Source organism: Cerasibacillus sp. JNUCC 74 (genome assembly GCF_053667775.1).
In genome coordinates, this window is record NZ_CM132207.1 from 2,429,741 (window position 1) to 2,450,481 (window position 20,741).

At 36.7% G+C, this 20,741-nt stretch carries 17 protein-coding genes and 1 other annotated feature (1 of these 18 cut by a window edge); of the genes, 3 read left to right on the forward strand and 14 right to left on the reverse strand.

The features are described 5' to 3' along the window. Positions 1–191: a binding site (T-box leader), on the reverse strand (it extends 31 nt beyond the left edge of the window). 237 nt (positions 192–428) lie between these two features. Then, a complete protein-coding gene (locus JNUCC74_RS10875) occupies positions 429–605 on the reverse strand; it encodes a hypothetical protein (protein WP_179104429.1) in 177 nt (58 codons plus the stop codon). An 899-nt stretch (positions 606–1,504) separates the two neighbouring features. Between JNUCC74_RS10875 and JNUCC74_RS10880 the strand changes: the two genes are divergently transcribed. Continuing rightward, positions 1,505–2,527 (forward strand): N-acetylmuramoyl-L-alanine amidase, encoded by a 1,023-nt coding sequence (locus tag JNUCC74_RS10880; RefSeq protein WP_454065359.1) that lies wholly within the window; start codon positions 1,505–1,507, stop codon positions 2,525–2,527. A gap of 30 nt (positions 2,528–2,557) precedes the next feature. On the opposite strand, the gene dtd is transcribed toward JNUCC74_RS10880, so the two are convergent. The 6 genes from dtd to JNUCC74_RS10910 all read right to left on the reverse strand — a co-directional run bounded on the left by dtd (position 2,558) and on the right by JNUCC74_RS10910 (position 11,565). Beyond that, positions 2,558–3,004: a D-aminoacyl-tRNA deacylase gene (dtd, locus tag JNUCC74_RS10885; RefSeq protein ID WP_454065360.1), complete on the reverse strand. Its 447-nt coding sequence runs from the start codon at positions 3,002–3,004 to the stop codon at positions 2,558–2,560. Positions 3,005–3,059: 55 nt separating this feature from the next. Beyond that, positions 3,060–5,270 (reverse strand): RelA/SpoT family protein, encoded by a 2,211-nt coding sequence (locus tag JNUCC74_RS10890; protein ID WP_454065361.1) that lies wholly within the window; start codon positions 5,268–5,270, stop codon positions 3,060–3,062. Between the two features lie 258 nt (positions 5,271–5,528). After that, positions 5,529–6,041 carry an adenine phosphoribosyltransferase gene (locus JNUCC74_RS10895; RefSeq protein WP_454065362.1) on the reverse strand — a complete coding sequence of 171 codons (513 nt, stop codon included), beginning with the start codon at positions 6,039–6,041 and terminating at the stop codon, positions 5,529–5,531. After that, positions 6,031–8,355 (reverse strand): single-stranded-DNA-specific exonuclease RecJ, encoded by a 2,325-nt coding sequence (recJ, locus tag JNUCC74_RS10900; RefSeq protein WP_454065363.1) that lies wholly within the window; start codon positions 8,353–8,355, stop codon positions 6,031–6,033. The genes JNUCC74_RS10895 and recJ overlap by 11 nt, the downstream gene beginning before the upstream one ends. A gap of 595 nt (positions 8,356–8,950) precedes the next feature. Next, the gene (gene secDF / locus JNUCC74_RS10905; RefSeq protein ID WP_454065364.1) at positions 8,951–11,221 is read right to left on the reverse strand and encodes a protein translocase subunit SecDF; all 2,271 of its coding nucleotides are present in this window, start codon (positions 11,219–11,221) and stop codon (positions 8,951–8,953) included. Between the two features lie 56 nt (positions 11,222–11,277). After that, positions 11,278–11,565 (reverse strand): post-transcriptional regulator, encoded by a 288-nt coding sequence (locus JNUCC74_RS10910; RefSeq protein ID WP_454067880.1) that lies wholly within the window; start codon positions 11,563–11,565, stop codon positions 11,278–11,280. A 125-nt stretch (positions 11,566–11,690) separates the two neighbouring features. On the opposite strand from JNUCC74_RS10910, the gene spoVB reads away from it, so the two are divergent. Then, positions 11,691–13,250, forward strand: coding sequence for a stage V sporulation protein B (gene spoVB, locus JNUCC74_RS10915; protein WP_454065365.1), 1,560 nt, complete (start codon positions 11,691–11,693; stop codon positions 13,248–13,250). A gap of 854 nt (positions 13,251–14,104) precedes the next feature. Here the strand turns inward: spoVB and JNUCC74_RS10920 are convergent. Beyond that, positions 14,105–15,397: an ArsB/NhaD family transporter gene (locus JNUCC74_RS10920; protein ID WP_454065366.1), complete on the reverse strand. Its 1,293-nt coding sequence runs from the start codon at positions 15,395–15,397 to the stop codon at positions 14,105–14,107. Positions 15,398–15,540: 143 nt separating this feature from the next. On the opposite strand from JNUCC74_RS10920, the gene JNUCC74_RS10925 reads away from it, so the two are divergent. Continuing rightward, on the forward strand, positions 15,541–15,927 hold the full coding sequence (locus JNUCC74_RS10925; protein WP_077321096.1) for a TIGR04086 family membrane protein: 387 nt from the start codon (positions 15,541–15,543) through the stop codon (positions 15,925–15,927). A gap of 455 nt (positions 15,928–16,382) precedes the next feature. Here JNUCC74_RS10925 and yajC read toward each other — a convergent pair whose 3' ends face one another. From yajC to ruvA, 6 genes are read right to left on the reverse strand one after another with little or no spacing between them, the layout of a single operon-like run. Next, complete coding sequence (gene yajC, locus JNUCC74_RS10930) at positions 16,383–16,643, reverse strand: preprotein translocase subunit YajC (protein ID WP_077321098.1); 261 nt, start codon at positions 16,641–16,643, stop codon at positions 16,383–16,385. A 24-nt stretch (positions 16,644–16,667) separates the two neighbouring features. Further along, positions 16,668–17,807, reverse strand: a complete 1,140-nt coding sequence (gene tgt, locus JNUCC74_RS10935; protein WP_454065367.1) for a tRNA guanosine(34) transglycosylase Tgt — start codon at positions 17,805–17,807, stop codon at positions 16,668–16,670. Positions 17,808–17,860: 53 nt separating this feature from the next. Then, entirely contained in the window at positions 17,861–18,895 is a 1,035-nt protein-coding gene (gene queA / locus JNUCC74_RS10940; RefSeq protein ID WP_454065368.1) for a tRNA preQ1(34) S-adenosylmethionine ribosyltransferase-isomerase QueA, read from the reverse strand. Positions 18,896–18,914: 19 nt separating this feature from the next. Next, on the reverse strand, positions 18,915–19,112 hold the full coding sequence (locus JNUCC74_RS10945; RefSeq protein ID WP_454067881.1) for a DUF2905 domain-containing protein: 198 nt from the start codon (positions 19,110–19,112) through the stop codon (positions 18,915–18,917). Further along, positions 19,099–20,112, reverse strand: coding sequence for a Holliday junction branch migration DNA helicase RuvB (gene ruvB, locus JNUCC74_RS10950; RefSeq protein ID WP_454065369.1), 1,014 nt, complete (start codon positions 20,110–20,112; stop codon positions 19,099–19,101). The genes JNUCC74_RS10945 and ruvB overlap by 14 nt, the downstream gene beginning before the upstream one ends. Positions 20,113–20,129: 17 nt before the next feature. After that, complete coding sequence (gene ruvA / locus JNUCC74_RS10955; RefSeq protein ID WP_454065370.1) at positions 20,130–20,732, reverse strand: Holliday junction branch migration protein RuvA; 603 nt, start codon at positions 20,730–20,732, stop codon at positions 20,130–20,132. Positions 20,733–20,741: the final 9 nt, after the last annotated feature.

Consider the following 20,741-nt stretch of genomic DNA (forward strand, 5'->3'; position numbering starts at 1 on the left):
CCCTAATTGATGTTATGTATACATCCGACTTTATACAGTTAACGCCTGTAATACGTTTATACCTACTATCCCTTTCGATATAAAGCCTCTGGAATGTCTTTCATTGGACCATCATGTGAAATGCTTCCAGCCTATGGCATTTCTTCTCTGGGCATTTGGTTGCCAATTACTTTTTCCTTCATTGGTAATCTAACTATATATACAATTTGTTGCCACATCGCACTTGCATGTAGGATATTATTAGAAAAACTTAGCTTATCGCCAAGTCTTTATGGCGAAAGCTATAGTTTTACTATAAACCCCTAAAATTTTATATTTTCTTATAGTAAAATAAAAATTTTTTCCGAGTAGAATACAATTCCTCCGCGGCAACTACTGATTTTCATAACCATGAATGTATATTATATTAATCGTTCTACATAGTAATGTCAAGCGCGATCTAATTTTTTCTTTAACATCTTAACTTCTCCTAATGAAATCCCTAACTCTTCTGCTATCTCCATATGACTAACTTCTCCTTCAGCTAATTCCAGAAAGCGATGTAAATTAACACCAAACAATTGGCTTTCTTGATAAACATGCGACTGTTTTTCGGATGATTGCACGGAAAACTACCTCCTTTTATCCCGCATGTAAGGTGCCGTAAGACTCCCACTTCAAGATCTTGAGTGGATACAAAAGTGTCTAAGTGGGAGAAAACGGCACCTAAATGCCCGATTCGTTTAAGGGCCTTTAGGTCATACCATTAAGGTACTAACATTCAGTAGGAGATGGCTCCTACTGAATGAAGTTTCACTTTATAGGACTAGTTTGCCTAGCATTTGATTTTTTATTATGCTAAAAGAAAAAAAGAGGCAAGAGACAAAATTTTAAACGGCGACTCCCGTTTGTATTTATACATAACTTGATAAATACCGGATTAACATAATTGAACCGGACTGCATATCTGATCTTTGTTTCTAATTAATATGACTCCATAAACAAAACGCCTCCTCTTTTCCAATTCACCCTTCATCATTTTGCTATATCTCATTTGACTATATAAGCGATTCTCAAAGGTATAACATGAACTTAAATGGAAATAACTGATAAAGAAAACTTAGCGAGCGGCAAGAGAGTGATGACGATCGCCTAACTGCACTTAACTTAAGACTTAGCTTTTTATTACGTCAAACCAACTACTGCGTTAAAATGTAATTTTTTAACGCATTGCTAATGGTGGACCTCAGTCAAAAGCTGCCTAACTGCTTCTATGGATGCATAGTGTTTCCGAATTTTTATAACATTTTATACAATTAGCACTCAAAATGAAACTTCTTTCAAGGAGCGGTTTTTATCTCAAAAGAATAGATCAAAGGCTAAGATCACAACACTATAGAAAATTGCAATGTATTACTGTTTCCTTCCTTTGAAAAAGAAGAACGTTTTTTCTGCGTGCTAAGGGGGCTTATGACACCCTTCAATGCAGGATAAAATTTCTTAGCTCATAACAAGGAGGCAATAAATGAAAAGGACAAAATTAATCATCGTCTTACCAATTATAATTGTATTTATGTTATTAATTACGCCCATTTCCCATGCATTGGTAGGAACTGTTACCGAAAACAGAGTAAATATTCGCAGCGGTCCAGGAACGCAATTTTCCAACATGGAACAGGCTAATAAAGGAGATAAATACAACGTTTTGCATCAAGCGGATGATTGGATTAAAGTTAAATTAAATCATAGGGAAGGTTGGATTGCGGCAGATTATATACAAATTCATTCGGAACGACATCCAGAAACGATTACCATTTCAAATAAGAAGACACATATACGCAATGGACCATCAACCGATTATTCGATTAATCACTTTGCTGATAAAGGCAGCATATACAATGTTCGAAGCGCTACTGGTGATTGGTATGAAATCGAAAACAAACATGGACGAGGCTATATATATAAACAACTTACCAAGCCAGTAAGCACACCTTCTAAGAGTAGTTTTGCAAATAAAACGATTGTGATAGATGCTGGACATGGCGGAAGAGATGTTGGGGCGATTGGAGCAACGGAAGTATTTGAAAAAGATGTTGCGTATTTAACTGCACAGGAATTAAAAAAAGAATTGGAAATGTTAGGGGCTAACGTTAAAATGACTAGGTTAAGAGACGACTTTGTTCCACTAAACAGCAGAATCAGCTTTAGTAATACATTAAACACAGACGTATTTATTAGCCTACATTATAATAGTGTTCCCCAACTGCCAAACGTTACCGGAATCGAAGCTTATTATTATCAAGACCGTAATCGTTCATTAGCAACCTATGTACAAGCTGAATTGATAAAATCAACTGATGCGGGTAATCGCGGAACAAGCTTTGGTGATTTTCTCGTACTTAGACAAAATTATAAGCCTGCTATTCTAGTTGAACTCGGTTTTATATCGAATAAAAACAAAGCTTCTTTATTGCAGACAACAATGTATCAGCAACAATTGGTTTCTGGTATCATTAACGGTTTGGGTAAATATTTCGCAAATGAGTAATAAGAACAAACCTGATGGGGATTGTTCTTATTACTTTTCCTTACTGTCAATGATCAATGTAACCGGTCCTTCATTAGTTAGTTGTACTTCCATCATTTCACCAAATGCACCCTTCTCCACAAAAATACCTTCTTTTTCTAATAATTGATTAAATTTAACATACAAATCATTTGCATAGTCTGGACGAGCAGCCTTCATAAAATTAGGCCTTCTTCCTTTTCTCGTATCTCCATACAATGTAAATTGAGAAATAGAAAGAATACTGCCATCAACATCTTTTAAAGATAAATTAAGTTTGTTCTGTTCATCTTCAAATACCCGTAAATGGACAATTTTATTGGCTAAATAGGCTGCATCTTCTTCTGTATCGTCATGCGTGATCCCTACTAAAACAACAAAGCCTTGTGTGATTTCTCCAATTACCTTACCGTTTACAGAAACACTGGCTTCTTTCGCTCGTTGGACTACTACTTTCATTATTATGCTCCTTTTTTCTAATCCTCTTGTTTGGAATATAAAGCACCCTTATTCGTTACTGGATGGTTCGCTTCACCGTATACACATCTGTAATTTGCTTAATTCTTTCTACAATTTTTCGTAAATGTCTTGTATTATGGATTAAAATCGTAATTTGAATGAACGCCATTTTGTTACGGTCAGAACGGCCGTTCACATAGGTGATATTCGTCTTTGTCTCATTAATTGCTTGCAAGACTTCATTTACTAACCCACGTCGGTCATAGCCTGAAATTTCCAGATCGACATGGTATTGCTTTTGTTCCGTTCGATTATTTTCCCATTCCACATGGAGAAAGCGTTCCCTCGCTTCTTCTGTCTGCACATTAGGACAATCCTTTCTATGGACAGAAATACCTCTTCCTTTTGTAATATATCCTACTATGTCATCACCAGGAACAGGGTTACAACATTTCGATAGACGAACAAGCAGATTGTCAACACCTTCTACTTTCACACCGATATCGCGCTTATTTATTTTTTTATCCTTTTTATCTTTGACATCCGTTTTTACTTCTTCTATCGTTTGTTCAAGTTCTTGTTGTTTTTCCTTCGTTTGTCTTATTTTTTCAGTTAATCGTGTGGCAATAGAAGCTGCAGTAATTCCTTGATAGCCAACAGCCGCATACATATCATCCGAATTGGAGAAGTTATACTTTTCGTATACACGTTGTAAGTTTTCCTGCGTTAGAACTTCCTTCGGTTCAATATTTAAGTTTCTAATTTCTTTATCCACAGCTTCTTTTCCTTTAAGGATGTTTTCTTCACGCCGCTGCTTTTTAAAAAACTGTTTAATCTTGTTCTTTGCTTGGGATGTTTGTGTTATTTTTAACCAATCCTGTGATGGTCCATAGGAATGCTTAGAAGTCATTACTTCAACAATGTCTCCGTTTTTCAGCTTATAATCGAGTGGCTCCATTTTTCCATTTACTTTTGCACCAATTGTCTTATTACCGATTTCGGTATGAATTTTATAAGCAAAATCCAAAGGTACGGAACCAGATGGAAGCTCAATAACATCTCCCTTAGGAGTAAATACATACACCATATCAGAAAATAAATCTACTTTTAAAGATTCCATAAATTCTTCTGCATCATGCGTATCATTTTGCCATTCCAAGATTTCACGGAACCAAGTTAACTTTTCTTCAAACGATTGCTTATCCAGATTAACCCGCTTTCCTTCTTTGTAAGCCCAATGTGCAGCAATGCCATATTCTGCGATTTCATGCATTTCCTTTGTGCGGATTTGTACTTCCAACGGATCACCTTTTGGGCCGATTACAGTAGTATGCAATGACTGATACAAGTTAGGCTTTGGCATCGCAATATAGTCCTTAAATCTGCCAGGCATTGGTTTCCAGCAAGTGTGAATAATTCCTAATACGGCATAACAATCTTTAATACTATTAACAATAATTCGAACAGCAAGCAGATCATATATTTCATTGAATTGTTTATGTTGTTTTACCATTTTTCGGTAAATACTGTACAAATGTTTTGGTCTTCCAGAAAGTTCTGCCTCAATATTCATTTCTTTCAATTGTCTGGAAACTTCCTCGATAACTTCTTTTATATAAGATTCTCGTTCCTCCCTTTTCTGCTTCATTAATTGCACAATTCGATAATATTGTTGCGGATTTAAATACCGTAGTGCTATATCCTCCAGTTCCCATTTAATTGTCGAAATCCCTAACCGATGAGCTAATGGAGCAAATATTTCTAATGTTTCATTAGCAATTCTACGCTGCTTATTAGGCGGCAAATGCTTTAAGGTGCGCATATTATGGAGCCTGTCTGCCAATTTAATTAAGATTACACGAATATCTTTCGCCATTGCAACGAACATTTTTCGATGATTTTCTGCCTGTTGGGCTTCTTTTGATTTATACTTAATCTTACCTAGTTTAGTAACACCATCTACAAGCATGGCAACTTCATGATTAAATGCTTCTTCAATCGCCTCTAACGTGACATCAGTATCTTCTACTACATCATGAAGAAAGCCGCCTGCAATGGTTTCTGCATCCATTCCCAGCTCCGTTAAAATACCGGCCACTTGAACAGGATGAATAATATATGGCTCTCCAGATTTTCTAAATTGATCCGCATGCGCTTTTTCAGCAAATTCATATGCTTTGCGAATAAAAGCAGTATCTTCTTCGGTCAGATACTGACTAGCCTTATTCAAAATGTTATCTATTGTCATAATATCGCTTTTCGCCATTAAAAATCACCTTTATTCGCTATATCAAGTCTAATTTCTTAAATAGTTTAATTATATGCTTTTCTCTTGTATGTGTCCATTATAAGAATCAGTCAAAAATAGGATGACTTTATAAAAATTTACGTTATTAGGTTGTTTAACAGTAGACATTCCCATCCACCGATCCCATTATTTTCCATATTTTTTCAAACTTATTACTATGTAATTATATTACAATAATAGGCCTAACGATTTCATATCGCCAGACCTATCTTACCGTCAATAGCTCATTAAGGATAATACATCATACCCTTGTAACTTTTCCATACCGCCCAGATAGCTCAATTCGATAATAAATGCACAACCAGCAACAATTCCACCAAGCTCTTCCACCAGCTTAATAGTTGCTTGAATAGTACCACCTGTCGCTAATAAGTCATCTGTAATTAAGACGCGTTGCCCAGGTTGAATCGCATCTTTATGAATCGTTAATATGTTTTTGCCATATTCTAAGCCATAATCAATCTTTACTACTTCTCGTGGAAGCTTACCTTCCTTTCTCACCGGAACAAAACCTACTCCCAGAGCATAAGAAACTGGGCAACCAATAATAAACCCTCTTGCTTCAGGGCCAACAATCACATCAATTTCTTTTTCCTTTGCATATGTTACAATTTCATCTACAACTGAGCGAAAGGCATCACCATTAGCCATCAATGGTGTAATGTCCTTAAATTGTATTCCTTTCTTTGGCCAGTCTTCAACAATTTTAATGTAACTTTTATAATCCATAACTAGGTTCCTCCTTGGGACTTCCCAAATGATCCATATATTTTGCAAAATAGTTTTTTAGTTCTTCGTAGGTAGAATAATACAGTATCCTTTCGATCTCAGCTTGTTGCAACCGCTTTTGATATGTTTCAGAGTCCTGTAAATTTCGCTTTGCTGGATGCGGATTCAGTTTAATAATTCTATCCTCTATGTGTATAAATTGTAGTTCATAAAATACGTGAATAATAAACAGCAATTTATCTTTATTCCATCCTCGTGATTGGGCTAATCTGGGTAATTTCCTGTCGATATGAATTGATTTATAAATAAGTAACTTATGATACATCCATTTGAAATCATCTCTTGAAGGAAAAGCACGTAAATATGTACTATCCTCTATATAATAACATAAATGAATATTCTTAGGCTTGGTCGCAATAAGGATTTCCTCTAAGTCACTCCATTTTTCCGGCATTGAAAATATAAATAAGGTATCGATCTGCTTTAAATTTGACCAATCGTCCTCATACGTTCGGTGTGGAATACCTAACGATTGTGCTTGTAATTTATCTCCCACTGCAGCACAGGTTGAATTGGTATGAACAAATATTGCTAAATCAACAGCTTTTTTACCACGATGATCAAACAACTGCCAATCTGCTATACAGATGTCTTCAATCATTATTTGAGGCTTGCGGTGTCCGTTCCATTCATTAATTGATAACTCTCCGACTACATGGACGATTGTTTGAGGAGTTAAGTAATGGAAAAGTTCACCTATACCAAAACCAATCCCATCTAACATTGTCTTTTCATTTTTAAATTGAAGCTTTAAATGATTTTTCATGCTACCAATTTGCTTTGGCTGTCTAGGAGTTTCCCGGATATGAAATAAAGGCTTTGGATTGTGCATACCAAAAGGCGCCAACCGTTGAATATCCTCGATTAGCTCTATTGTTATTTCTGAAAGTGATAATGTCTGACTGATTTGAATCTCCTGTTTAAAATCATCAGGTTGAAGTTCTTCAGAAATTTGTTTATTTAATGCTTGCTGCAGTGACCCTATTTGCTCGATCGGAAGTGTCATCCCTGCTGCTTGTGAATGACCTCCAAAAGTATTAAATAAATGACGAACCTGCATACAATTTTCAAATAAATCGAAAGCTGAAATACTTCTTGCAGATCCTTTAGCAATTCCTTCTTTCATTTTCAACGTAAGTACAATAGCAGGCCTATCCATTTTACGAACCAATTTGGAAGCGACAATTCCAAGTACTCCCTCATTCCAGCCCTCTTTTGCAACAATAATAACATCTTGGTCTTCTTGTCCTGCAAGCATTTGTTCAGCCTCTGTTACGATCTGTTGAACAAGCAATTGTCTCTCTTCATTCAATGCTTCGATTGCATGGGCGATCTCCCTTGCATCATCAGGATCTTCTGTAAGCAATAAGTCAACAGCCATATCAGCAGACTGCAGTCTCCCTACCGCATTCAGTCTTGGACCAATAAGAAATCCGACATCTTCTTCCGTCACTGTTCCTTCCACTTTAGAAACTTGTTTTAACGCTTTTAACCCTATATGCTTTGTATGCGTCAAAGCACGTAAACCATGATATGCTAAGATTCTATTTTCATCAATAAGAGGAACAAGATCAGCAATTGTACCAATAGCAACATAATCTAGGAATTGATGCGGAAAATAACCCAACAAGGATTGAGCAAACTTAAAAGCGACGCCTACTCCAGCCAGTTCATGAAACGGATAATTGGGTGAGCATTTTGGGTGAATGATAGCATAACAATCCGGTAATTGGTCTTGGATTTCATGATGATCCGTAATAATCAAATCCATTCCTAATTCTTTTGCTATTTCAGCCTCTTCAATTGCTGCTATTCCATTATCTACTGTAATAATTAATTGATATCCTTGTTCATAAGCATGACGAAATGCTGCTTCATTCGGACCGTACCCTTCCGTAAATCGATTCGGAATATAGTAATCACAATATGCTCCTAACTCCAGTAAAGCTTTTACCAGCACTGCTGTGGCAGTTACTCCATCTGCATCATAATCACCAAAGACGAGAATCTTTTCATCTTGTTTAATTGCTTGATGAACACGCTTTGTCGCTTTATCAATGGATTGGAGATGATGGGGATTGTGTAAATCAGCAAAATCAGGTTGAAGAAATTTTGCTGCCGCTTGCTCCGTTGTAATTCCTCTTTGAAGTAAAAGTTTTTGTATAACTGGTGATAGTTGAAGTGAATCAGCCACCAAGTTTACCTCTGTTTCTTCTATTCCTACAAAATTCCATTTTGCTTTACTTTGTAGCATAATTTCACCCCTGACCAATCTATTATACATAAATATTATCAGAGGTAGCAACTAGAGATTAACTTATTTCAATTTTTCCTAACGTTCTCGCCAAAAAAGAGGATGAATAAACTTGGGGGGCGCTAAAACCGCTACAGCTTGGGCTCTTAAACTAGACAAAGCTACTTTCCAAAAAAGCTATCCGCAATGCAGAAACAGATATAATTTCCTAGACAAAAACAAAGCGCACAAATTAGCCAAGTTATATGCGCTTCTAATCTCATGAAAACAGATTTTTGATTCTTAGAAAAACTTGGCTTGTCGCCAAGTCTTTATGGCAAAAGCTATCGTTTTTCTTATACGATAAAGTGAAACTTTATTCAGTAGGAGTTTTCTTCCCTCTCCTACTGAAGGTTAGTACCACAAGGGTATGACCTAAAGGTCCTTGAACCAATCGGGCATTTAGGTGCCGTTCTCTCCCACTTTGACTCTTTTGTATCAATTCAGATCTTGAAGTGGGAAACTTACGGCACCTTACATGCGGGATAAAGCCTAAAGTTTTATACTTTCCTATAGTAATAAAAAACCTCTGTCCCCATTGGAACAGAGGTCACTATTATACTTGTGGTCCTTGTACTCTTTTTTTCTTCCTAAAATCAACTGGTTTTTTCTTCAGCATTTTTCCTCGCCAAATCAACCATAGTTGTGAAGCTAAGAAGAGTGATGAATAGGTACCGGCAATAAGTCCAAACGTAAGGGCAACAGCAAACCCACTAATGGATTCAGCACCAAGGAACAAAAATGCCAACACAGCAATTAGTGTCGTAAGGGTTGTATTGATACTTCGAGTAAATGTCTGTACCAGACTCCGATTAACGACTTCAGCAAGTTCCTTAAAGGTTTTGATTTTTTTCCGTTTGCGTATATTTTCTCGAATCCGATCAAATGTAACGATAGTGTCATTAATCGAATAACCGACAATGGTAAGAATTGCTGCAACGATTGTGATATCAAATTCAATTTGTGTAATACTAAAAATAGCAACCATAAAGAAAGCATCATGCAATAAAGCAATAATTGCCGTAATGGCGAAGAAAAATTCAAAGCGAATCGTCACATAAATGATCATAAAGACAGAAGCAACAGCAACGGCAAAAGCGGCATTTTTAACAAGTTCTTCACCAACAATAGGTGAAACAACACTTACACTTGGCTCATGATCATATTTATCAACGAAATAAGCTTTTACTTCAGCAATCTTATCTTTTTCAAGCACTTTGTCAAATCGAGCAACAGCCATTTCCCCATTTTCACCTGAAGATACAATCGATTTTGCTTCAATACCCAGTTTACTAAAATCTTGCTCAATTTCTTCCATAGAAATACTGTTTTCAGCTAAAATTTCAATCCTGGAACCACTTGTAAAATCAACACCCGGATTTAACTTAAACATGACTAAAGAAGCTGATCCAATTATAACCATGATGGCAGAAATCCAGAAAAATTTCTTTCGATGACCTACTATGTTAGGAGTTCGGTTAAACACAGTTGGTTCTACTTCACTTTTATCTTTTATATCTTGTATCTCTGCTTTTTTAACACCAAACCAACCTGGACGTTTTTTTAAGAATTTGGTTTTAATCCAAAGGCTTAGCAATAGGCGTGTTCCAAATACTGCTGTTAAAAAGCTCACTAGGATACTAACAATTAACATTGTCGCAAATCCCTTAACCGAACTTGTACCAAAAATAAACAACACAGAAGCCGCTATTAACGTCGTAATATTTGCATCTAAAATCGTTGATAAGGAGTTTTTGGTACCTGCTTTAAAGGAAGCAATAAGTGATTTACCGGATCGAAGCTCTTCCTTAATTCGTTCAAAGGTAATGACGTTGGCATCTACTGCCATCCCAACTCCAAGAATCAGTGCAGCAATACCTGGCAAGGTCAGGACACCATTCATTAATTCGAATACAAGTAGAATTAAATAAATATAAATCGTTAAATTAATAGAAGCAATTAATCCCGGGAACCGATAAACGAAAATCATAAACAAGAAGATCAGACCTACGCCGATAAAGCCAGAAAAAATCGTTTTATTTAAGGCTTGCTCACCAAACTGCGCTCCTACCGAAGTAGAATACTTTTCTTCCATATGCACTGGTAAAGAACCGGAATTAATAACATTTGCCAGCTGTTGTGCAGATTCTACAGTGAAATTACCACTAATCATTACATCTTTTGTATTTAATGTTTCTGTAACACGTGGTGCAGAAACATATTTCGGATCTTCTTTTGTATATTCCTCTCTAAATGAATCACCTTTTTTATAATCCATCCAGATCACTAATAAATTGTCTTCATACGGTGTTTCAGGGTCATTCATATCTTTTATTTTACTCGTAACCTCACCAAATTTGTCAGCATCCTTCAATTTCAATGTAACAATTGGTTGATTACTGTTTGGATCAAAGTCCTGTTTTGCACTATTTTCCTTTACGTCATTTCCGTTTAATAGTTCATGATCATTTACATCACGGAAAGACAATTGTGCAGTAGTGGACAATAATTCCCTTGCTTCTGTTTGATCTTCCACTCCAGCTAGCTGTACTCTTATACGGTCTTCTCCTTCAATATCGATGCTAGCTTCACTAATACCAAGACGATTTACTCGGTCATTCAATATTTCTACTGTGGATTCCAGTGACGTTCGACTGATTTTTTGTCCTTCATCTACTGGACTTACTTCGTATAAAACTTCAAATCCGCCTTGGAGATCAAGACCTAAGTTAATATCTTTCGTTATTCCTGTAACCGTTGTTCCAATTGTACCAGCAAAAATTAGTACGATTAGAAAAAAGGCAACAATTCTGCCTCTACTTTTCATTCCATTATGGCCTCCCTTGTTTATTTAGGGTAAAACTTTTATGTAAATAGATACGCTTAGTCGTTATTCATATTCGTTACAGCTTGAATGGACGCTAGTAAATCATCATTTTTATATGCATCCATGGTTAAATAACTTATATAGGTAGCCGTATTTAATTGAAATATATCCCCCACTACCTCATAAATTCGCTTTTCTGGATCACCTTTCCATACCTTTTCCATCAGGCATTTCCAAACATCTTCTGTAGTTGCTTCTTTATATCCCATGAAATGAAATTCTTCCGCCTTACTTTTCAACACAGGCATAACCATTCCTTTCCACTCGGACACGGTTTGTACCATTTCCAAAACTGACCCCTCCTTATGGAGTATGAAAAATTTCTGATCTTGTCATGCTTGGCCCACTTCTTAGCATATATATCATTGTATATGATATTCCATTTTTTGAGAAGGCAGGTCGTAAAAAAATGACCAGACAAACATTTTTACAAGGGACTCTTATTTTAATAGCAGCAGGTATGATTACTCGATTTCTCGGTTTTATTAACCGGATTGTTGTTGCTCGTCTGATTGGCGAAGAAGGTGTTGGTCTCTATATGATGGCACTTCCAACCTTCTTTCTTGTTATCACCTTAACCCAACTCGGTTTACCAGTGGCTATCTCTAAACGAATTGCAGAAGCGCAAGCAAGAACGGACTATGCAAAAATTAAGCAAATATTAATTGTATCACTCGTTATTACCGGATTATCAAGTATCGTATTTACGGTATTAATGGTTATAGCTACACCCTTTGTCGCCACGAGATTACTAACAGATGAACGAACATTATATCCTCTTTTAGCCATTAGCCCAATCATCCCAATTATTGCGATTTCATCCGTACTACGTGGTTACTTTCAAGGAAAACAAAATATGAAACCGCAAAGCTATGCCCAAGTCATTGAACAAATTGTCCGCATCACCTGTGTAGCTTTTTTTGTAAAACTGCTTTTACCGTATGGTCTCGAATTTGCAGCTGCTGGCGCAATGTTCAGTATTATCATAGGAGAGTTAATGTCTTTATTATACATGCTGCAAATGTTTAAACGAAAGAAACGAATTAAATTGCGCACACGTTTTTTCTCCTATTTATCAGCCAGCAAAGACACCGTCCGGGAACTTTTTTCCATTGCTCTACCTAGTACGGGCAGTCGATTTATAGCTTCAATTTCTCATTTTCTGGAACCGATTTTGGTAGCTCAAAGTTTGGCAATAGCGGGAGTATCGAGCACTTTAGCAACGAAACAGTATGGAGAATTAACCGGTTATGTGCTGCCTTTATTATTTCTACCAACTTTCATTACAAATTCGTTGTCTATTGCATTAGTCCCTTCGATTTCTGAGGCAGAAGCAACGAAAAACACACAATTGATTCATTATCGCATCCATCAATCCATTCGTATATCTTTCGCTTCCGGAGCAATAGCTACCATTGTTCTATCTTTATTTTCCGTACCTATTTTAACATATATGTATGGAACAGCTGAAGCGAGTAAATTTGTTTTGTTAATGGCTCCATTTTTCATTTTACTTTATATTCAATCTCCTTTACAAGCAGCTTTACAAGCATTGGACTTGGCCAAAGCCGCTATGTGGAACAGTCTAATCGGGGCATTTTGTAAGCTTGGAGCCTTAGTTTTTCTTGCGTCTAACCCAAACTTTGGAATTATGGGTGTTGCAATTGCGATTTCCTTAAGTGTTGTCTTGATCACTCTTCTTCATCTAGCTTCACTGTATAAATCTATTGGCTTCGGTATACCATTTAAGGACATCCTAAAAATGATTGCGCTCATTCTCTTGACTTGGGGGACTGGCCAATTAATTAAAGGAATCTATGAGCAAACAAATGCAGGACTTATTCTGTTTATCATTTTATTAGGTCTCCTCGTGTTTATTTATATTCTATTTCTGTTCTTACTTCGTTTTATCACGAAAGAAGAGCTAAAACAAATCCCTTTTTTGCAAAAATGGGTGACCTATAGGTAGGATGCAACTTGTCTAGTCCCAGAACCTATCGAAAAGGCGAAACGATCCGATCGTTTAGAACTTAATCGCCCAGTTGTAGCCAACTAACACACTAAAATGAACTGCCTCTCTAATCAAGTAGACAGGGGTTATAATAACGAGACTGGCATAAGCAAATACTAAATAGCAAAACCGAACAATTCATTTATAATTGTTCGGTTTGTTTGTGTTTAGAAAAAATTGGCTTGTCGCCAAGTCTTTAGCAAATGCCATAGTTTTTCTTATACGATAAAGTGAAACTTCATTTCTTGGAATGCTTTTCCCAAGAAATGTTAGTACCACAAGGGTATGACCTAAAGGCCCTTGAACGAATCGGGCATTTAGGTGCCGTTTTCTCCCACTTAGACCTTTTGTATCAACTCAAGATTTTGAAGTGAGAGTCTTACGGCACCTTACATGCGGGGTAAACCATAAAAATTTTATACTTTACTATAGTACAAAGACAATTTATTGTTCGTTTTTTAATCAGCTGTTTTAGTTATATCCCAGCCTCGTTTACTTTTTCTTGGGATCTATCATGATTATAAAAAGTTATGTCATCATTGATCGTTTTATAGAGTTCAGTCAAATGTATCACATTTGTTTAAATAATAATTCTCGCTTTGAGTTTCGCACAAAAGGATTCTATATGTATTCCTGACTCGAGACATACTGTGTGAAATACAATTTTGTACATAATTCTTTTATTCAATAGCCTATGTGCCAATAACACTTTATACTTAAACTGACTTGAGTAAAACTTATTGGACATAAATAGCTCCTCCTAAGGAAAAAACAGATTAACCTATCAAAAAAACGGAGGCATTCTTTTACATTTACCAGGTGTATGGAACTAAATACCTTGTATAGATATAGAGCGTACAAACGATTAAAGAAATAATAACAAGCGGCAGGCCATAAAGCAAAAAACGAATAAAAGGAATTTTTTGTTTTGCACCTTCTGCCAATCCTGCTACTACCACATTTGCAGAAGCGCCAATCAACGTTGCATTCCCTCCTAAGCAAGCGCCTATTGCCAACGCCCACCATATTGGATCCAAATAAATCATCCCGTAGCTTTCAAACTCTTGAATAACTGGAATCATGGCAGCAACAAACGGAATGTTATCAACAATACCGGAAAGCAACCCGGATATCCATAAGATTAAGATTGCCGTTTTCACATAGTCGCCATCCGTTATAACAACAATTGCTCGAGCTAGTTCTTCAATAACTCCTACCTCTTCCAAACCGCCAACTAATGCAAACAAACCAATAAAGAAAAATAATGTTACCCACTCTACATTTGCAAAAATTCGTTCTGTTTGTAATTCTTTTTCAGTTAACAGCAACAATAAAATCGCACCTGACAGGGCAACGGTTGTTAATTCTATATGCAAAAAAGCATGTAAGATAAAACCAATAATTGTAAAAGAGAGCACAGCTACTGATTGATAAAGCATCGGTGTCTTTTTCAAATAAACTGTCGCCTCTATTTCTAGCAATTCTGTATGATCTCTTTTTGCTTGTTGGAATGATTTACGAAACAATATCCATACAAACAGCAACATAATACCAAACATAATACTGGCAATAGGAGCCATATGGACTAAGAAAGAAGAGAAAGTGAAATGTTCAACGGCTTGTCCAATCATAATATTGGGCGGGTCGCCAATCAATGTTGCAGCTCCCCCAATATTAGAACTAAAAATAATAACCAAAAGGTAAGGAAAAGCAGGCAACTTTAATAACTTTGTTATTTTAAGCATTACTGGAACAAATATTAAAACGGTGGTTACATTGTCTAATAAAGCGGAACCTACCCCTGTTAATATACCCGCTCCTATTAATAGGGGTATAGGTTTTCCTTTTACCCGTTGAGCAAAACGGATAGCAATATAAGAGAATAAGCCTGTTTTCTCTGTAATTGCTATCAATACCATCATGGAGAACAATAAAGCAATTGTTTTCCAATCAATATAGTGGAGTAACATTTGCTCTGTAGAATAGATACCTGTTAATAATAATAGGACTCCACCTGTCAATGTTATCACTGCTCGATTTATCCGTTCAGTCATAATAAAAAAATAACAGCAAATAAAAATTAGTGAAGCAATTACAATTTCCATTTCATACCTACTTTCACGCGGGAGCTTTATTTTATATGGCTTACTTCACTATATGTGATAAAAAAAGAAAATATTTTCTTCTATTATTTCTCCTAATGAATAGAATGAAGTAAGTGGACAATCTTAAAAGGGGGTTCAGTGAATTGCAAAAAAGACATTGGATTGCGTTATTATATGGATGGATTGTTGTTTTAGGTTTAATAATGGTGGCGAGCTTTGTTTTAACTCTATTGCTTCGGTTTACTACGTTTAGTGATCCCGCTTTATCATGGGTCACCTTTGTTATTGGTCTTATCTCTCTATTTCTTGGAGGATTCGTAGCAGGAGCTAAGGGAAGAGCAAAAGGGTGGATCGTTGGTACACTCACTGGAGCAGGTTTCACATTATTTATTTTCTCCGTGCAGTACTTAGGTTATCAGCAAGGTTTTTCACTGGAACAAAGTTTACACCACCTTGGTTACATTGCAGTGGCTTTATTTGGCGGTACAATAGGCGTTAATCTTAGTGGTGGGCCAATAAATGACAACTAAATTCGAAAAAAACGAAACGAAAAGCCGTTCATCTAGAGACGGACAAACTGGAGAACTTCTGACGAGATAAAGAAAACATCCTCAACTGGGATATTGCCGACAACTGAACGACAAGCCCGCTTTTAGTCGGCCTTCCTTTAGATTCAAGCCGATATTGACTTATCGTAGGAAGAAGATCGAAGTTTGCTAGTCGCTCGAGTGCTTAAGTTAGACGACGGAGCTATTTTCAAAAAAGATATCCTCATAGGAAAACAGATATAGGTTCTTCCTAGAATAAAATAAAATTTATATCTAGATTTTATTTTATTTATTGCTTTCTTTTACTTTTTACCGAGACAAAAAACAACACAGGAGGAAATCTCTCTGTGTTGTTTTTTTATGTAGCGTCTTTCCATTCGCGTGGTAGAAGCAACAGACTTTAGTCTATTGCTTACTCCGATAGCGCGAAAAACTTTTTACTGTTGTTTAACTTCACGAATCGCAGAACGATCATATGTCAGCTTCGATCCATCACCTGCTTGAATAACGACTGTGTCTTCATCCATAGCATGAATCACACCGTGGAAACCGCCAATCGTAATAACTGTATCTCCTTTTTGCAAGTCTGCTTGCATTTGTCTTACTTGCTTTTGTCGCTTTTGCTGCGGGCGAATAAGGATGAAATACAAAAGCACAAACATCAAAATTAATGGCAGTAATGATGCTAACATTTCCATAATACTATTCCTCCCTTCCATAAGCTAGAAATTCTTTGCGTTCGGTTTATTAAATCCGTACTGCTCAAAGAATTCTTCCCTAAATGAGCCAAGACGATCTTCGCTAATAGCTATTCGTACTTGCTCCATTAATTTTAACAGAAAATATAGGTTATGATAAGTAGTAAGTCTAAATCCAAACGTTTCATTACATTTAATTAAATGGCGGATATAAGCTCTTGTATAATTATTACACACATGACAATCACAATTTTCATCAATTGGAGAAAAATCACGTGCATACTTTGCGTTTCTTACCACTAATCGGCCATTTGAAGTCATGCAAGTCCCATTTCTGGCAATTCTCGTAGGAAGAACACAGTCAAACATATCTATACCTCGAATTGCACCATCTATTAATGAATCCGGTGAGCCAACTCCCATTAAATATCTAGGTTTATTGGTTGGCATTAATGGTGTGGTAAATTCAAGTACATGATTCATCACTTCCTTTGGTTCACCAACGGAGAGTCCTCCTATTGCGTATCCAGGAAAGTCTAAGGACACAAGATCGCTAGTGCTTTGCTTCCGTAAATCCTCATATTCCCCACCTTGAATAATACCAAATAAGCCTTGTTCTTCCTTTCTTTGATGAGCATTTAAACACCTCTCAGCCCATCTCGATGTTCGTTCTACGGAATCTCTCATATATTGATGATCTGCCGGATATGGCGGACATTCATCAAATGCCATCATAATATCTGACCCTAGAGCATTTTGGATATTCGTCGCTTTTTCTGGTGACAAAAATAGTTTCTCTCCATTTAAATGATTGCGAAAATGCACCCCTTCTTCTGTAATTTCTCGCATTTCACTAAGGCTAAAAACTTGAAAACCACCAGAATCAGTAAGTATTGCACCATCCCAGTTCATAAACTGATGTAGACCACCAGCCTCTTTAATAATATCTTCTCCAGGTCGAAGCCAAAGATGGTACGTATTTGACAAAATGATATTTGCTCCGATTTCCTTTAATTCCTCTGGACTCATTGTTTTCACTGTCGCCAGCGTGCCTACTGGCATAAATGCTGGTGTATCAAATGATCCATGTGGTGTGTGTACCCGTCCAAGCCTGGCACCGGTTTGTTTACATGTTTTTATTAACTCATAAGTAATTGGTATCATAAACCACGCTTCCTTTTATCTATAGATTGTCCATTTATTTCTGCTATTTTTATTTAAGAGGGTAAAATCATCATGGCATCCCCAAAACTAAAGAAGCGATACCGCTGTTCTACTGCTTCTTTATAAGCTTTCATGACCATATCTTTCCCAGCAAATGCACTAATTAGCATAATTAATGTGGATTTCGGCAGATGGAAGTTTGTGATCAAGCCATCAATTGCTTTAAATTGATAAGGGGGGTAGATAAAAATATCTGTCCATCCACTTGCTTCGACAAATTTTCCATCTTGATCACGAGCAATTGTTTCTAATGTTCGTGTCGAGGTCGTTCCCACAGAAATAATTCTGCCCTTATTTTGCTTTACGCGGTTTAGAGTTCGAGCTGTTTCACTACTCATATGATAAAATTCCGCATGCATCTCATGTTCTTCAATCGTATCTGCACTTACCGGACGAAACGTACCTAAACCGACATGTAATGTAATAAAGGTAATGATGACTCCTATTTCTTTTAATTCGTCCAATAGCTTATTTGTAAAATGAAGTCCTGCAGTTGGTGCAGCTGCCGACCCTTCCTCTTTAGCATAAACCGTTTGATATCGTTCTCTTTCAGGTAACTGCTCTTTAATATAAGGAGGTAATGGCATTTCACCCAGTTTATCCAGTACCTCATAAAAAATCCCATCATAAGCAAATTGAACGATGCGACCGCCATGATCCTTTATTTTAATACACGTTGCTTGTAATCGCCCATCTCCGAACTTGATAACGGTTCCCTCTTTTACTTTTTTAGCAGGTTTAGCGAGGACCTCCCAATTATCCCCTTCTACTTGATGTAATAGCAAAATTTCTATCCGTGCACCGGTTTCCTCTTTCACTCCGTGTAATCTTGCAGGGAGAACACGAGTATCATTCAATACAAGACAATCCCCTTTTTTTAAGTATTTTTTAATATCGGTAAAATGTCGATGTTCGATGGAACCTTTTTGTTTGTTTAATACGAGTAGCTTTGAGGATGATCGTTCCTTTAATGGAGTTTGTGCAATTAATTCTTCTGGTAAATCAAAATCAAATTCTTCAATATTCATCATGAATCTCCTTACTTGTTTAGCGAAACTTTCCAAGAATGTAAAATAGGATTGTTAGAATCAGACTGACTACAATAGATGTAACAATGGGAAAATGAAATACAACATTTCCTTTTTTCCATGTTATATCTCCAGGTAATTTTCCGATAAAGCTCCATAGAATGCCGATGATAAGGAAAACGAATCCTAATAAAATAAATAATTTACCTAGATTCATCGTCACCCAAATCCTTCCATCCAAAATGTTCATAAGCTTGTGTAGTTACTATTCTCCCTCGAGGAGTTCGTTGAATAAAACCTATTTGCAATAAATACGGTTCATAGACATCCTCAATCGTTTGTGATTCCTCACCGATTGTAGCAGCGATTGTATCTAAACCAACCGGCCCACCTTGGAAGTTCGTAATCATTGTTTTTAATAACTTATGATCAAGATGATCCAAACCATGTTTATCGACTTGCAACATTTCTAATGCTTCATTTGTCGTAGTCAGACTAATTTCGTTTTCTCCTTTTACCTGTGATATATCACGAATTCGTTTCAATAAACGGTTGGCAATTCTTGGGGTTCCTCTGGACCGACGAGCAACTTCTATGGCGGCTTTTTTTGTAATAGCTGTGTTAAAAATATCTGCCGTGCGTTCAATGATCATACATAGATCCTCTGCATTATAAAAATCAAGCCTACTCAAGACACCAAAACGGTCGCGTAACGGTGCAGATAAAAGTCCTGCTCTTGTTGTAGCTCCAACTAATGTAAAGGGCGGTAAATCAATTCGAACGGATCTAGCACTAGGGCCTGTCCCAATTACAATATCAAGATAGAAATCCTCCATAGCCGGGTATAATACTTCTTCCACTGCCCTTGGAAGGCGATGTATCTCATCAATAAACAGCACATCACCTGGTTCAAGTGAAGAAAGAATAGCCGCTAAATCGCCTGCCCTTTCAATTGCAGGACCTGAAGTTGAACGAAACTGCACTCCCATCTCATTGGCAATAATAGCTGCCAACGTTGTTTTTCCTAATCCTGGAGGTCCGTATAGGAGAACATGATCTAATGGTTCTTCACGCATTTTGGCTGCTTGGATAAAGATGTTTAAATTCTCTTTCACCTTATGTTGACCAATATATTGATTCAATGTTGTTGGCCGTAAGCTGAGCTCAGCGGAAGCATCCTCTGCTTGAAGCTCACCAGTTACCATCCGTTCTTCCATTTATAGTCCCCCCTTTCCTATTTTTTCATGAGTAAACTAAGTGCTTTACGTATTAATTGATCTGTATTTAATGATGCGTCTGATTGTAGTTTCGGTACAACACTTTTAATCTCTCTGTCGGTGTAGCCTAACGCTTTTAATGCTTCTTGCGCTTCTTTTAACGTTACCTGGTTCATTGAGCCTGCTTCTTCCACTTGTCCATCTTGAACGCATGGAACAGCTAAAGCTAATTTTCCTTTTAGATCAAGAATAATTTGTCTCGCTGTTTTCTTACCGATGCCAGGAAAACTTTTTAAAAACGCCTCATCTTCTCGTTCTATTGCTGCTACAAATTCTGCAACATCAATACTAGCCATAATTGCAAGAGCGCCTTTTGGACCGATTCCCGATACGGAGATTAATTTAGTAAATAAATATTTTTCTTCTTCCGTTTTAAAGCCATATAGCAACTGGGCGTCTTCACGTACATGCAAGTAGGTGTAAACAAATACTTTCTCATTTTCCAAAGCTTGAAATGCATACGGATTGGGACAAATAATTTCATAACCAACCCCTTCTACATCAACTATAATCGTATCACTTTGTATATATGTAAGCATTCCTCTAATATAAGCTATCATCTCATCTGC